The organism is Novosphingobium sp. HNCC26BN242 (genome assembly GCF_057180525.1).
In genome coordinates this window covers 338,808-352,678 of the sequence record NZ_JBXUGM010000004.1, presented here as the reverse complement: position 1 = coordinate 352,678, position 13,871 = coordinate 338,808, and the positions used below count along the sequence as shown (strand labels likewise).

The 13,871-nt window shown below is 60.8% G+C and carries 16 protein-coding genes; 10 read left to right on the top strand and 6 right to left on the bottom strand.

The window, feature by feature from the left end; all coding sequences use genetic code 11:
• The first annotated feature begins 19 nt into the window (after nucleotides 1-19).
• The 5 genes from copC (at nucleotide 20) to AC2A1F_RS16950 (ending at nucleotide 3,652) form a co-directional block, all read left to right on the top strand.
• Entirely contained in the window at nucleotides 20-397 is a 378-nt protein-coding gene (gene copC / locus AC2A1F_RS16970) for a copper homeostasis periplasmic binding protein CopC (RefSeq protein ID WP_484209955.1), read from the top strand.
• Between the two features lie 19 nt (nucleotides 398-416).
• Nucleotides 417-1,244, top strand: a complete 828-nt coding sequence (locus tag AC2A1F_RS16965; protein WP_484209954.1) for a CopD family protein — start codon at nucleotides 417-419, stop codon at nucleotides 1,242-1,244.
• Nucleotides 1,245-1,341: 97 nt separating this feature from the next.
• Nucleotides 1,342-1,713 carry a VOC family protein gene (locus tag AC2A1F_RS16960; protein ID WP_484209953.1) on the top strand — a complete coding sequence of 124 codons (372 nt, stop codon included), beginning with the start codon at nucleotides 1,342-1,344 and terminating at the stop codon, nucleotides 1,711-1,713.
• Complete coding sequence (fghA, locus tag AC2A1F_RS16955; RefSeq protein ID WP_484209952.1) at nucleotides 1,713-2,558, top strand: S-formylglutathione hydrolase; 846 nt, start codon at nucleotides 1,713-1,715, stop codon at nucleotides 2,556-2,558. Before AC2A1F_RS16960 ends, fghA begins: the two co-directional genes overlap by 1 nt.
• A 179-nt stretch (nucleotides 2,559-2,737) precedes the next feature.
• Nucleotides 2,738-3,652, top strand: coding sequence for an alpha/beta fold hydrolase (locus tag AC2A1F_RS16950; RefSeq protein WP_484209951.1), 915 nt, complete (start codon nucleotides 2,738-2,740; stop codon nucleotides 3,650-3,652).
• A gap of 74 nt (nucleotides 3,653-3,726) precedes the next feature.
• Here AC2A1F_RS16950 and AC2A1F_RS16945 read toward each other — a convergent pair whose 3' ends face one another.
• The 5 genes from AC2A1F_RS16945 to AC2A1F_RS16925 form a co-directional block, all read right to left on the bottom strand.
• On the bottom strand, nucleotides 3,727-4,296 hold the full coding sequence (locus AC2A1F_RS16945; RefSeq protein WP_484209950.1) for a hypothetical protein: 570 nt from the start codon (nucleotides 4,294-4,296) through the stop codon (nucleotides 3,727-3,729).
• A gap of 25 nt (nucleotides 4,297-4,321) precedes the next feature.
• The gene (locus AC2A1F_RS16940; protein WP_484209949.1) at nucleotides 4,322-5,365 is read right to left on the bottom strand and encodes a GmrSD restriction endonuclease domain-containing protein; all 1,044 of its coding nucleotides are present in this window, start codon (nucleotides 5,363-5,365) and stop codon (nucleotides 4,322-4,324) included.
• A 99-nt stretch (nucleotides 5,366-5,464) separates the two neighbouring features.
• Complete coding sequence (locus AC2A1F_RS16935; protein ID WP_484209948.1) at nucleotides 5,465-6,355, bottom strand: pirin family protein; 891 nt, start codon at nucleotides 6,353-6,355, stop codon at nucleotides 5,465-5,467.
• A gap of 9 nt (nucleotides 6,356-6,364) precedes the next feature.
• Nucleotides 6,365-6,814 (bottom strand): NUDIX hydrolase, encoded by a 450-nt coding sequence (locus tag AC2A1F_RS16930; protein WP_484209947.1) that lies wholly within the window; start codon nucleotides 6,812-6,814, stop codon nucleotides 6,365-6,367.
• Nucleotides 6,815-6,964: 150 nt separating this feature from the next.
• Nucleotides 6,965-7,237, bottom strand: coding sequence for a BolA family protein (locus tag AC2A1F_RS16925; RefSeq protein ID WP_484209946.1), 273 nt, complete (start codon nucleotides 7,235-7,237; stop codon nucleotides 6,965-6,967).
• 40 nt (nucleotides 7,238-7,277) lie between these two features.
• Here AC2A1F_RS16925 and AC2A1F_RS16920 point away from each other — a divergent pair, with 40 nt between their 5' ends.
• Nucleotides 7,278-7,868, top strand: a complete 591-nt coding sequence (locus tag AC2A1F_RS16920) for a J domain-containing protein (RefSeq protein WP_484209945.1) — start codon at nucleotides 7,278-7,280, stop codon at nucleotides 7,866-7,868.
• A gap of 156 nt (nucleotides 7,869-8,024) precedes the next feature.
• A complete protein-coding gene (locus AC2A1F_RS16915) occupies nucleotides 8,025-8,990 on the top strand; it encodes an FHA domain-containing protein (protein ID WP_484209944.1) in 966 nt (321 codons plus the stop codon).
• A 185-nt stretch (nucleotides 8,991-9,175) separates the two neighbouring features.
• On the opposite strand, the gene AC2A1F_RS16910 is transcribed toward AC2A1F_RS16915, so the two are convergent.
• Complete coding sequence (locus AC2A1F_RS16910; RefSeq protein WP_484209990.1) at nucleotides 9,176-10,765, bottom strand: phosphoenolpyruvate carboxykinase; 1,590 nt, start codon at nucleotides 10,763-10,765, stop codon at nucleotides 9,176-9,178.
• 281 nt (nucleotides 10,766-11,046) lie between these two features.
• Here AC2A1F_RS16910 and AC2A1F_RS16905 point away from each other — a divergent pair, with 281 nt between their 5' ends.
• Genes AC2A1F_RS16905 through AC2A1F_RS16895 form a run of 3 tightly spaced genes read left to right on the top strand, consistent with a single transcriptional unit; the run spans nucleotide 11,047 to nucleotide 13,809 of the window.
• Nucleotides 11,047-11,802 (top strand): response regulator transcription factor, encoded by a 756-nt coding sequence (locus AC2A1F_RS16905; RefSeq protein ID WP_484209943.1) that lies wholly within the window; start codon nucleotides 11,047-11,049, stop codon nucleotides 11,800-11,802.
• Nucleotides 11,803-11,857: 55 nt separating this feature from the next.
• Entirely contained in the window at nucleotides 11,858-13,387 is a 1,530-nt protein-coding gene (locus tag AC2A1F_RS16900) for a sensor histidine kinase (RefSeq protein ID WP_484209942.1), read from the top strand.
• Nucleotides 13,384-13,809: an HPr kinase/phosphorylase gene (locus tag AC2A1F_RS16895; protein ID WP_484209941.1), complete on the top strand. Its 426-nt coding sequence runs from the start codon at nucleotides 13,384-13,386 to the stop codon at nucleotides 13,807-13,809. Before AC2A1F_RS16900 ends, AC2A1F_RS16895 begins: the two co-directional genes overlap by 4 nt.
• Nucleotides 13,810-13,871 lie beyond the last annotated feature (62 nt).

Genomic DNA, 13,871 nt, shown 5'->3' with positions numbered 1-13,871 from the left:
TCAGCCGAAAGGACATTTCATGCGCCGTCTCGCCCTTCTTGCCGCTCCGGCCCTCGCCATGTTCGCCCTGCCTGGTGTAGCTTTGGCGCATCCCAAGCTGGTATCATCAACACCAGCGGCGAACACGGCGGTGGCCAAGCCAACCAAGCTGACGCTGACATTCTCCGAAGATCTCGTCGGCCCGCTTTCGGGCATCGAACTGGTGATGACCAGCATGCCCGGTATGGCCAATCACGCGCCGATGCCGATCAAGGGTTTCAAGAGCGAGGTGAAGGGCAAGGTCCTGACCGTCACCCTGCCGCGCGCGCTGCCTGCGGGAACTTATGACCTGACGTGGCATGCGGTGGCGGGTGACCAGCACCGCATTCAAGGAAGATATAGCTTTACCGCGCGCTAAACCCTTGGAATCGGGGGGCTTGATCGGGGCGCGCGCGGCAGCATATGTCGCGCTGCTGCTGTTGACGGGGCTGCCGCTTCAGGCGCTTTCGTCTGGGCGCGCGGTGTCTGGCCGGATGCGGACACTGCTGGCTGCGTTGGCGCTGGTGGCAGGAGCTGCCTCTATCTGGTGGGCGCTGGAAAGCGTGGCCGCGATGACCGGAATGCCGCTGGCTGAACTCGATCAACCTACCGCCGAGGCCGTGCTGGCGGCAACGCCGCTGGGCGCAGTGATGGAATGGCGGCTGACCGCGCTGGCCTGCGTTATCATGGCGGCCATCGTTCCGCTCAAATTGTTGCGTTTGCCGGTGATGGCGCTGGCGGGCGCGGTGGCGCTGTGCTCCATGGCGCTGACCGGCCATGCCGGGGCGAGCGAATGGGCGCTGCATCGGTGGGCCGATGGGCTGCATCTGCTGGCTGCGGCGCTGTGGATTGGGGCGTTGGTGGCGTTCCTTGCCGATGCCGTGCGGCGCAGGTCCGACGTTCAGGCATTGGCCCGCTTTGCGTGCACCGGCAGTGTGGTGGTGGCGGTGCTGGTGCTGACTGGAGTGGTCAACACGCTGGCCATCGCTGGTTTTCCGCCGGTTCTGGACAGCCGCTGGGTCTGGCTTCTGGGCGTGAAGATTGCGCTGTTCGGCCTGATGCTGGCGCTGGCGGCGGGGAACCGCTGGCGCATTGTGCCCGCGCTAGAACGGGGCGAGGCGAGCGCGCCAGTGCGTCTGTCGAGGTCTTTGCTGCTAGAACTGGCGGCAGGGCTGGGCGTGGTGGCGGTGGTGGCGATGCTGGGCGTGCTTGATCCGGCCGCATAACGCCATCCGGCAACAAAGAATTCCCGCTTGGACGCTTGACCGCATCCCCCGATGGCTTAGCTCTCCTATCTCTGCAATCCGCAATGGGAGAAAGCGAATGTTCAGCCATGTGATGGTGGGCGCCGACGATATCGACGCCGCCAAGAAGTTTTATGATGCGACGTTCAAGGCCTTTGGCGGGCCAGAAGCGATCACCGATCCCAAGGGGCGGCTGATCTATCAGCACAATGGCGGGCTGTTCATCGTGACCAAGCCGATCAATGGCGAACCGGCCTGCGGTGCCAACGGCGGCACCATCGGATTCAAGATGAGCCCGGAACAGGCCAATGCCTGGCACGCAGCGGGTGTGGCAGCGGGCGGCACCGCGTGCGAAGATCCGCCGGGACCGCGCGAAGGTTCGCCCTATTACCTGGCCTATCTGCGCGATCCGGCTGGCAACAAACTGTGCGCGCTGGACGTTATCGCCTGATGACGCTGGAGACGGTCTCTACTTCGAAAGCGCACGGCGGAACGCTGGGTGTTTACAAGCATGAATCGTCCGCGACGGGGACGGGAATGACCTTTTCGGTCTTCCTGCCCCCACAGGCGGTTGAAGGTGCAAAGTTGCCGGTGCTGGTCTATCTTTCTGGGCTGACCTGCACGCATGCGAATGTGACCGACAAGGGCGAATATCGCCGCGCTTGCGCCGAAAATGGCATCGTGTTCGTTGCGCCAGACACTTCGCCGAGGGGCGAGGGCGTGGCTGACGATGCGGACGGGGCCTATGACTTTGGCCTTGGCGCGGGGTTCTATGTCAATGCCACACAGGCACCGTTCGCCAAGCATTACCGCATGTGGGATTACATCGCCGAAGAACTGCCCGCGCTGCTGGGCGCGAACTTCCCGGTCGATCTTGGCCGCATGGGCATCACCGGCCATTCGATGGGCGGACACGGCGCGCTGACGCTGGGGCTGACCTATCCCGATCGGTTCAAATCGCTCTCGGCCTTTGCACCGATCGTTGCGCCGGGGCAGGTGCCGTGGGGGCACAAGGCGCTGGGTGGATATCTTGGCGAGGATCGCACGGCATGGCGCGCGCACGATGCGGTGGCGCTGATCGAGGATGGCAAGCGGCCTGCGGGCGCAGTGCTGGTGGACCAGGGTGAGGCCGATGGATTTCTGGCCGAACAGTTGCGACCGGAACTGCTGGCGGCGGCGTGCAAGGCGGCGGGCGTGGACCTGACGCTGCGGATGCAGCCGGGGTATGACCATAGCTACAATTTCATCTCGACGTTCATGGAAGACCATGTGCGCTGGCACGCGGAGCGGTTGTAGGGGGGGGAGTGTTTGTCGCGTAGGCAGACCCATCCGACAAAACTCGTCACCCTGAACTTGGTTCAGGGTCCATTTCTCCCCACCAACGGCGCCTTGATCGGCACGATGGATCCTGAAACAAGTTCAGGATGACGGAATTGGGTTTTACGCCACACGTAACCTCAGACGGGACACCTCGTTTGAAAATCATCCGCTGGATCGCAGGCATCACCGTAGCGGCAATCGCGGCGCTGGCGATCTGGCTCTACGCGCCTGACAAACCGCGCGCGGAACTGGAAGCGGCCTATCCGGGCGAATACCGCACCGTTGATGGCACACGGCTGCGGTTGCGCGACACCGGCCCGCGTGATGCGCCGGCGGTGATCCTGTTGCACGGTTTTGGCGCGAGTCTGGAAACGTGGGAGGGCTGGGCCAAGCCGCTTTCCGCACGATACCGGGTGATCCGGTTCGATCTGCCCGGCTTTGGCCTGACCGGGGCTGATCCGACCGGCGACTACAGCGATGCGCGCGCGGTGCGGCTGATTGCCGGGCTGATGGACCAACTGGGCATCGCGCGCGCCAGCGTGATCGGCAATTCGCTGGGCGGGCGCATTGCGTGGACCTTTGCCGCGCAGCAGCCGGGCCGGGTGGAGCGGCTTGTGCTCATATCGCCCGATGGCTTTGCCAGCCCCGGCTTTGAATATGGCAAGGCCCCCGAAGTCCCGCTGGTGATGAAGGCGCTGCCCTACACCGCACCGCGCGCCATGCTGAAGGCCAATCTGGCAGCGGCCTATGCCGATCCTGCGCGGCTGAGCGAGGACACCTTGACCCGCTACCGCGACCTGATGCTGGCCCCGGGCGTGCGCCGCGCAATCCTGACCCGCACAGACCAGACGGTGCTGCGCGATCCGGTGCCGGTGCTGGCGGGCATCAAAGCGCCAACGCTGCTGCTGTGGGGCGAAAAGGACGCGATGATCCCGATCAGCAACGCCGACGACTACTTGCGCGCGATGCCCGATGCGCGGCTGGTCCGCCTGCCGGGGCTGGGGCATGTGCCGTTTGAGGAGGATGCGGCGGGGTCGCTGGGGGCGGTTGAGCGGTTTTTTGGGGGGTGAAGGGCGTCAGGACTAGGCGGTCCCGAACAGTCCCCAAGATTTTTAACGATCATGGGTGATCGAGAATACTAAGATTAACTTTGATCGCAAATGTGGCGCAATGCTCCTCCGATCTCAGCGACGTGATGATCAAAGTAAGTAACGTTTTGGGTCATGTGACTTTTAAGATAATATCCGGGAGAAAATGTACGCTTTGGCAATAAAATTTCGGACAAAACCTTCTTGTTAAAGCTTTTTTTGCTTTCTGGACTTTTGTGTGCAATGTGATTACGTATAGCATAAGCTTTGGCGATCGAATTTTTCTGATTTGGCGAAAGGCTTAAAAACGGGCCTCCATCTTTAAGATATATCTTCGCTATTTTTTCCATTTGTTCAGTAGGCAAAAGTTGGAAGTATTTGTTTGCGCCAAGAAGTAGCTTTTCTGCAAGCGCACGGCTTCTTGGCACAAAAATACTACGCTTTCGGCCTGACGATCCATGACTCATCAAAATGTTTGTCTTAAAAAGCTCTGTTAAATCATTCTCAAACGCAACAAATATGTTAAGAAATGCAAGTTCGTAGATAGCTTCCAATTCTGTCTTCGGAACTAAGCCCTTCTTTGATAGCTCAATTTGTCTAGCAAGCAGCCGGCGAACCCGCGTCACTTTGCTTTGAAAGCTGTTGAGGTGGTCATTGGGATGCATTGGAGAAAAGAAAATCCGCCAAGGTCTTTTGATTGCTCAATCTATTAAAGCGACTTGCAAGCGCCAGTGCCACTGGCTCAGGTAGGTCACGACGTGCCTTGATCTGTTCGCCAAGGCTCAAGATTGTGCGGACACGTGAGCGACTGATGGATATTCCTGCTTCGTCTAGGCGTCGAACCAAATGAAAAAGCTGTAGGAATTGTGAAGAATTGCTAAAGTTGCTTGTCGCTATGGCTTCTCCAAAACTTACTTCTATCAAGTCCATGATTGAAGAAAACTTTTCAAAAACCAACTTTGATTTTTCAAAATTCTCATCAAACCTTTTGTAATATCGTTCAATATTGGATTGTGTTCGTTCAAACAATCCGTCAAGCACTGTTATAAACAAACTGCTAGTGAATTCGACTTCTTTCATTCTGGCAATGTCTTGCTCAGAGAAAATCTTCCATTCTCTCCATCTGTTAAGATTAGCATGAGCGACTTCATAGGACAGGATTTTGAATTCTCCGAAATACTCTGCGTTCCTTAATTCTTGCTCATTAAGCTTTGATCCTGTTGAATTCATTCTCGCAAAGATGCTTAAAACTTCGCCATCGCTTGTGCCGCTCGGCAAAACATGAACGCTAAATTGATAAGACAGAATTCTTGTTTTCTCATGTTGACTTAGCTTTGAAAAAGGCTTTCCAGATAAGTCTGAATTATGCTTTTTTTGAACGAGAAATTCGTCTTTTTCTGATGCATCCGACAAACACGACTTGTCGATGAACGACAAAACTGTACGTAGACGTTGCTGACCGTCGATGACCTCTCTTACTGTTGATAGAGTTTCGACATCTGTTCGCTCACGCAGAAAGATGATCGGAACGGGCAGCCCTCTATACACGGTGTCAACAAAGTAAGACTTTTGCGGCTTTGTCCATACGCTGCGTCGTTGGAAGCTCGGACTCAGTTCGAGCGAACCAGATTTTTGCCAACTCAAAAAATCACCAAGCGAGAATGTTGTTCGTTTTATGTCCCATTCGCGGATCATGATTTTCTCGCAGACCAGTAGATATTAACCTTAGCACCTCAGTCTAACGCATAAAGGTCATTTCGCAATTATGTAATTGACTGCGTCAAGACGTCCCCCTCAAGGATAACTCACCGTAGTCGCCACCTTCGGCAGCGGGATGAATTCCACCTCATCGCCCGGCACTTTCGGAAAGCGGCCTTCCTGCCAGTCGGCCTTGGCCTGATTGATCCGTTCGCGGCTGGAGCTGACGAAGTTCCACCAGACGTGGCGTTTGGTGGTGAAGGCTTCGCCGCCCATTAGCATCACGCGGCCGCCGGTTTCGGATTGCAGTTTCAGGACTGCGCCGGGGGCGAGGACGACGAGGTCGTAGAGGGCAAGCGGGTGGCCGTCGATGGTGGCTTGGCCGCCGACGAGCATGACGGCGCGTTCGTCGGCTTCGGCGTCAATCGGCAGCGCGCCGCCGGGGGCGAGGACGATGTCGGCGTAGATGGTGGCGGCGTGTTGGGTGGTGGGGGCGGTCTTGCCCCACAGGGTGCCCATGATGACGGTGGCGGTGGCGCAGACGTCTTCGACCACTGGCAGGGCGGTGATCTGTTCGAAGGCGGGGGTCACTTCTTCCTTGCCGTCGGGCAGGGCGAGCCAGGTTTGCATTCCATAGAGGTGGGGGCCGCCGGGGCGCTCGGTTTCGGGCGAGCGTTCGGAATGGACGATGCCGCTGCCGGCGGTCATCAGATTGACCTGGCCGGGGCGGATCGTGGCGAAGGAGCCGAGGCTGTCGCGGTGGTCGATGGCGCCTTCGAACAGCCAGGTGACGGTGGCGAGGTTGATGTGCGGATGGGGGCGCACGTCCATCGCGGTGCCATCGGGCAAGTGTGCGGGGCCGAACTGGTCGACGAAGATGAACGGGCCGACCATCGTGCGCTGGCGCGAGGGGATGGCGCGGCGGACCTGAAACGCGCCAAGATCGTGGGCGACGGGGGTGATGGTCTGGATGATGGAGTCAGTCATCGGGTCGCCTCAAAGATCGAGCAAGTCGAGGATGTTCACGGGGAACACCGGTTCGGGCCAGTTTGCCAGTTCCGTGCGGGTGAACCAACGGAATTCGCTGATAAAAGTGCGCTCGGTTTCGGTGTGGCCGCCGGTGTCGGGCATGAAGTTTGAAGTGCGCACGCGGAAGAAACGCTCGTCCGAGGTGACGGGTTCCCCTTCGAGCGTTGTGAAATCATCGGCCAGCCGCGCGATTTCCGGGCCGCAGTTTTCCACCGACAGGCCGGTTTCTTCGAACAGTTCGCGCACGGCGGCGGCGTGGAAATCCTCGCCCGGATCGCATTCGCCGCCAACGCCGCACCAGAACGGGCGGCGGTTGCGGGGCAGGAAGCGGATGAGGAGGAGCCGGTCGTGCTCGTCGATCAGCAGTATGCGCGCGGCGCGGCGGATGCGGCGGGCTGGTGTTGGCTCAAGGTTCATGGTGCTTCCGTTGTGCGCTTCCCTAAGTGCGTTCGTCACCCTGAACTTGGTTCAGGGTCCATTTCTCGTCACCAGCGGCGGGATGATTGGCACGATGGATCCTGAAACGAGTTCAGGATGACGGGTTTTGTGGGGAGGGAGGTGAGTGCGTTACTCCCCCGGCGCGGTGGCCTTTATCGCCAAGGCGTGGACGCGCTGGCCGGGGAGGTCGCCCAGCGCCTTGTTGACCATGCGCTGGCGGTTGACGCGCGACTGGCCGGTGAAGGCGGGGCTTTCGATCTCTACGGTGAAGTGCGATTCGCCGGTGCCATCATCGCCCATGTGCCCTGAATGGCTGGCGCTGTCGTTGATCACGGCAAGGCGGGTGGGGGTGAGGGCTTCTGTTAGAAGCCGTTCGATTTCCTGCTGGATTGTTCCGGTCATGGCTTTTCTTCTAGCGGCTTCGTCGCCATGTGGGAACGGCATGAGTAACGACAGATTCCATGGGCGCGTTCAGGGCACGGGGCAGCTTTGCCATGCGCCGGGGTGTGATGAGGCAGGCGAGTTCCGCGCGCCGGGTGTGCGCAGGCCGGGGTTTGATGGGCCGGGCGATTATCGCTGGTTCTGCCTCGATCACGTGCGGCAATTCAATGCAGGCTATGACTTTTTTGCCGGGATGACGCCTGAAGAAATCCTGAAGGCGCAATCGCCCCTGTCGGGGTGGGAGCGCGAGACGCGCGCGTTCCGGCCTGATGCGGGGATTGATTCCCCTCCGCGCTGGGCCGATTTTGCCGATCCGCTGGAGGCAATTTCGCAGCGGGCGCGGGCGCGGCGCGATGATCACTTGCGTGCAGCAGAAGCTGCGCGGCGGGGGATCAGCCCGGACGAGCGCAGGGCTTATGATACGCTGCGGCTGGCCTATGATGCCGACCGGCGCGGCTTGCGGCTGCGCTATTCTGAACTGGTGCGCAAGTATCACCCGGACCGGAACGGCGGCGACCGCAGTTTTGAAGGCCGGTTGCAGGAAGTGGTGGAAGCGTACAACCTGTTGAAAAGCAGCGCTGCCTTCGTTTAGCCGGTGCGGACTTTGCAGTTCTACGCCATGAAAGCTTGCGAACTGGCCCGTGGCCTGCCATCTCGCTACGGTACAAAAGTAATAGAGGCGGTGCCATAAGGCACATACCAAGCCTCGCGGGATCGTTACACATCAAGTCGACCTGCGGAGGGGGCTGTGGCGACCGACGATTGCGATACTTATCTGCGGATCGAGACGGGAGACGCCGTCTGCGAAATTCCCGTGGCCCGGCTGGGCATCTGCGGGTTCGGTCGTGCGCCCAGCAACACGGTGGTGTTGGATGACAAGCTGGCATCGCGCGAACATGCGATGATCCGCCGCAATGCGAGTGGCCACTGCACTTTGAACGACCTTGGCAGCACCAATGGCACCTGGCTGAACGGACGGCCGGTGCAGGCCCCCACACAGTTGAAATCAGGCGACCGCATCCAGATCGGCCGAACGACCATGGAGTTCGTGCAGGAGGCATCGCCAGTAGAGCTGCCCGATCTGATGGCCGGGCATACGCAATTCTTTATGGATCAGCAGCTGGTCAGCGCGATGGTGATCGACATTCGCGGGTTCACCCAGCTTTCTGCGATGATGGGCGAACGCGCCATTGCCGCGATGATGGCCGATATCAACCGTGAGGCAGGGCAATTGCTGGATGCGGCAGGCGCGTGGTCGATCAAGTTCATTGGCGATTCCATCTTGGCGATCTGGCTGCATCCGGCCAATGCCCTGTCGCGGCGCGATGTGGTGACCGTGCTGGACGTGATCAGCGGCTATCAGGAAATCTTTCGGCTGGCCGAAAAGCGGCACAGGCCACCCGCGCTGCTGCGCTTTGGCTGCGGGTACAATGTCGGCATGGCATCGGTGGGCAACATCGGCAGCGGCGGTGTGGCAGACTTTACCGCGATGGGTGAGGCGGTGAACATTGCGTTCCGGCTGGAAACGGCGACCAAGGACTGCGGGTGCGATATTCTGGTTTCCGGGGATGTGTTCGGCGCGCTGGGCGATGTGCGCATTCAGCCCGCTGGGCTAATTGGCGCGGAGTTGAAGGGCTATGACCGCAAAGTGCCTGCGCTGCCGATGAATTTTGGCGGCGTGGGCCAGTTCCTGCAGGCGTTTCTGGCTGACTGAGTGCCATCGCCTGCAAAGGCTGCTGCCGAAGGCCGACCCTCAGCCCCTCCCGCTTGCGGGAGGGGAGTAAGGCCTACTGCGCCCCTCCCGCGCATGCTGAGCCTGTCGAAGGGGGGGCTTTAAGCCCCAAACGCAACGAGGCCCCGGGAAGGGGCCTCGCGACGTATCAGCCATGATGCGGCGCGTTAGGCCGCTACTGGCGCCGCATCGCGGACCGACTGGTCCACATGTTCGGCAAACTGCTGGAAGTTATCGACAAACTTGCGCACCAGTTCCTGTGCGGTCTTGTCATATTCTTCCTGATCGGCCCACGCCCCACGCGGATCGAGCAGGCGGGTTTCCACGCCGGGCACTTCGACTGGCACTTCAAACCCGAAGTTCGGGTCCTTCTTGAACGTGGCATCATTCAGCGTGCCATCAAGCGCGGCGTTGAGCAGGGCGCGCGTGGCCTTGATCGGCATGCGCTTGATGCCTTCCATCGTGGCCTTGCCGCCCGACCAGCCGGTGTTTACCAGCCAGCACTTCACGCCGCCCTTGGCGATGCGCTCCTTCAGCAGGTTGCCATAAACCGACGGGTGGCGCGGCATGAACGGCGCGCCAAAGCAGGTGGAGAAGGTGGCTTCGGGCTCGGTCACGCCGATTTCGGTGCCTGCAACGCGCGCAGTGTAGCCCGAAAGGAAGTGGTACATCGCCTGATCGGGTGTGAGGCGCGCAATCGGAGGCAGGACGCCATAGGCGTCAGCCGTGAGGAAGATCAGGTTGGCCGGGACGGGCCCCAGGTTCTTTTCCGAGCAGTTCGGGATGAAATCTATCGGGTAGGATCCGCGGCTGTTTTCAGCCAGCGAGTTGTCATCAAGGTCGATCTTGCGGGTAACCGGATCGATCACGACGTTTTCGAGCACGGTCCCGAAACGCTTGGTTGTGGCAAAGATTTCGGGCTCAGCTTCGGCCGAAAGGCGGATTACCTTGGCATAGCAACCGCCTTCGAAATTGAACACGGCGGTATCGGACCAGCCATGCTCATCATCACCGATCAGCGTGCGGCTGGCATCAGCCGAAAGCGTGGTCTTGCCAGTGCCGGAAAGGCCGAAGAACACGGCGGTTTTGCCATCCGGGCCGACATTGGCCGAGCAGTGCATCGGCATCACGCCCTTGACCGGGAGCAAGTAGTTGAGGATGCCGAAGACCGACTTCTTCATTTCGCCCGCATAAGCCGTGCCGCCGATCAGGATCAGCTTTTCGGTGAAATTGACCGCAACTACGGTTTCGCTGCGGCAGCCGTGACGTTCGGGATCGGCGCGGAAGCTGGGCAGATCAATGATCGTGTATTCTGGCGCGAATGCAGCGAGTTCATCGGCGGTCGGGCGAACCAGCAGCGTGCGGATGAACAGATTGTGCCACGCAAATTCGTTGATCACGCGCACGTTTACGCGGTGTTCGGGCTGCGAACCGCCGAACAGATCGGCCACATAAAGGCGGTCCTTGGCACCAAGCGCCTTGATGAAATCTTCCTTGAGTGCTGCGAAGTGCGCAGGCGTCATCGCCACATTGGTCTTGCCCCACCACACGGTGTTTTCGGTGGTTTCATCGCGGACGATGAACTTGTCCTTGGCGCTGCGGCCAGTGTGCTTGCCGGTTTCCACCACCAGCGGCCCATCAACACAGAGCAGGCCTTCGCCATTGCGCACGGCGTGTTCGACCAGAGGCGCGGTGCCGAGGTTTGCGAACAGTTCTGCCGGCTGGGGGAAACCCTGACTGGCAAGGGACACGTTCAAACTATTATCGGACACTTCAGGCCTCCCGTTGGTGGCGCGAGAGGCAAAAAGCAGCCCCGCCGCGCACGGTTTGCGAATACGAATGCACTGATTCTCGACCTGCGCATAGTGGCCTGCATTTGCTGCGTCAAATGACACGCGACAACGAAGTTTTTTGCGCAGTAAGTTGCGTGTGGCGCAACTGAGTGTGAGGCCCCTATGCCAGCCCCGCAATGCCGTATTGCGGTGAACCATGCTGGAACGTTGCAAGCGGTGCGGCGTGTCGATAGACGAATACGATAATGGCAAGTCAGCTTCCCGCCCGTGCCGACGCACCCGAACCCCCGCGCACGATCGCGTTGGTGGATGATGACAGAAACATCCTGACCACTGTTTCGATTGCCCTGCAAACAGAAGGGTTTGTGACGCGGCTTTACAATGATGGCGATACCGCGCTGAGGGCATTGCTGGACAATCCGCCCGATCTTGCCGTGTGCGATATCAAGATGCCGCGCATGGATGGGCTGGAGCTGCTGCGGCGGCTGCGTGAGAAGAGCGACCTTCCCGTGATTTTCCTGACCAGCAAGGACGACGAGGCCGACGAAGCGCTGGGCCTTTCGATGGGCGCCGATGATTACATCGCCAAACCATTCAGCCAGCGGCTGCTGGTGGCGCGGATCAAGGCGATCTTGCGCCGCAGCGATATTGTGCGGCGCGAGGCTGAGCAGCAGGAGCCGGATGGCGAGCCGATGCCCGACCCGATCCGGCGTGGGCGGCTGGTGATGGACCCGGCGCGTCATGCGGTGACGTGGGATGGGGTGGCGGTTTCTTTGACGGTGACCGAGTTCCTGATCCTTGAGGCGCTGGCCATGCGGCCCGGTGTGGTCAAAACGCGCAACCAATTGATGGATGCGGCCTATCACGATGACGTGTTCGTCGATGATCGCACCATCGACAGCCACATCAAGCGCCTGCGCCGCAAATTCCGCGCAGCCGACGGCCGCTTTGGCGCGATTGAGACGCTTTACGGTGCGGGCTACAGCTTTGCCGACGAGTGACCCTGCGGCAGTGGTTTATGGGCCGCAGCGGACGCGGGGGCGGCGGCTGCGAAATTTGTGGCGCATTCGCGGGGTATCGCTCACCACGCGCATCCTGTTCGTCAATGTCATCGCGCTGGCCCTGCTGGCCGGGGGATTTTTCTATCTCGACAGCTATCGCACCCAATTGATCGAGGAGCGCTTCAAGCTGGCGCGCGCCGAGGTGGAGATTGCCGCCGATGGGCTGATCGATGCGCGAATGCCCGAGCGCAGGGCCTTGATCGCGCGGATTGGCCCTGAACAGACACTGCGGTTGCGGCTCTATGATGATGAGAGCCAGTTGCTGGCCGACAGCTTTTTGCTGGCCCCGCCATCGTTCCGGCTGATCGACCCTGAAAGCGAGCCTTGGTACCAGCAGGCCGCGCGGTTGCTGGACCGGGGGGTGGACTTCATCGTCAACGCTCCAGCGATTGAGCCCTATAGCGATACCGCCGAAAGGCCTGCGGGCAGCTGGCCGGAGATACAGGCTGCGCGGGCATCAGGCCGTACCGAAGTGTTCCTGCGCTATGCCCCGGATCGCACCCCGGTGATCACCGCCGCAGCGCCTGTAGGGGGCAGCGGCGAGGTGCTGCTTTCATTGCGCAATGCCATCGACATCACACAATCGGTGCGCGATGCGCGGCAGACGCTGGTGATCATCATCGGGCTGGCGCTGCTGCTGTCGGTGCAGCTCTCGCTCTATCTGGCGCGGACCATTGTGCAGCCGCTGCGTGCACTGGTACGGGCCGCGGTGCGCGTGCGGCTGGGGCGTGAGCGCGAGGTGGTGGTGCCGCGCCTGCCGGATCGCGGCGACGAGATCGGGTTGCTGGCGCGCGCGGTATCGGACATGACCACGGCGCTGCGCCAGCGGATCGATGCGGTGGAGACCTTTGCCGCCGACGTGGCGCATGAATTGAAGAATCCGTTGGCCTCGCTTTCGAGCGCGCTGGAGACGATGGAGCGGGTGGAAGACCCCGCGCTGCGTCGCCAGCTGGCCGATATTGCCGCGCATGATGTGCAGCGGATTGACCGGCTGATCACCGAGATTGCCGATGCCAGCCGGATCGACGCGGAACTCAGCCGCGCGACGTTCGTCGCGGTGGATCTGGCGGCGCTGGCTTCGCAAGTGGTGGGCGCGCGCGATGTGCGCACGCGTGGCTCTGTGCCGGTCCGGTTGCGCCACGAAGGGGGCGAGACCGTGGTGTGGGGCGATGCGGCCCGGCTGGAGCGGGTGCTGGAAAACCTGCTGGACAATGCGGTGTCGTTTTCGCCCACTGGCGGCGTGGTCGATGTGGCGGTGTGGGGAGATGGCGATGCGGCCCATGTGGCGGTGGCCGATGATGGTCCCGGCATTCCGGCGCAAGAGCGCGAAAAAGTGTTTGAACGCTTCCATTCGGTGCGCCCCGATGGCGAGGCTTTCGGGGCTCATAGCGGGCTTGGGCTGGCCATCGCGCGCACCATTGCGCAGGCCCATGATGGCATGTTGACCATCGCGGATCGGCCTGATGGCAAGGCGGGGGCATGGCTGATGTTGAGCGTTCCGCTGGAAGCAGAGGGCGAGGAATGAGCCGCGCGCTGCAGTTTGGGTGTGTGGCCATCAGTGGGCGCGGGGTCCTGATCGAAGGGCCGCCGGGATCGGGAAAATCGAGCCTTGCGCTGGCGCTGATTGATCGGGGCGCTGTGCTGGTAGGCGATGATGGCGTGTTGCTGGAAGTGCAGGAAGGCGGGCTGATCGCCGCGCCGCATCCGCAGACGGAGGGAAAGCTGGAAGTGCGCAATGTCGGCCTGATCGATTTTGCGGTGTCGCCGCCGGTGCCGGTGGCGCTGGTGCTGCGGCTGGATGGCGATGCGCCGCGTTATGTTGAAACGGCAGAGCGCAGCGCAGTGCTGGGCGTTGATGTGCCGCTGGTGCGGTTGTGGCCTGATAGCCCGGTTCTGGTCCTGCGGGCCGAGCTTGCGCTGCGGACATATGGGTTACCGGTTGCCTGAAACAGGACACGGCATTCGTGCGGACTTTCCAATTGCCCCGCGCAGGCGCATGGAAGCGGCGC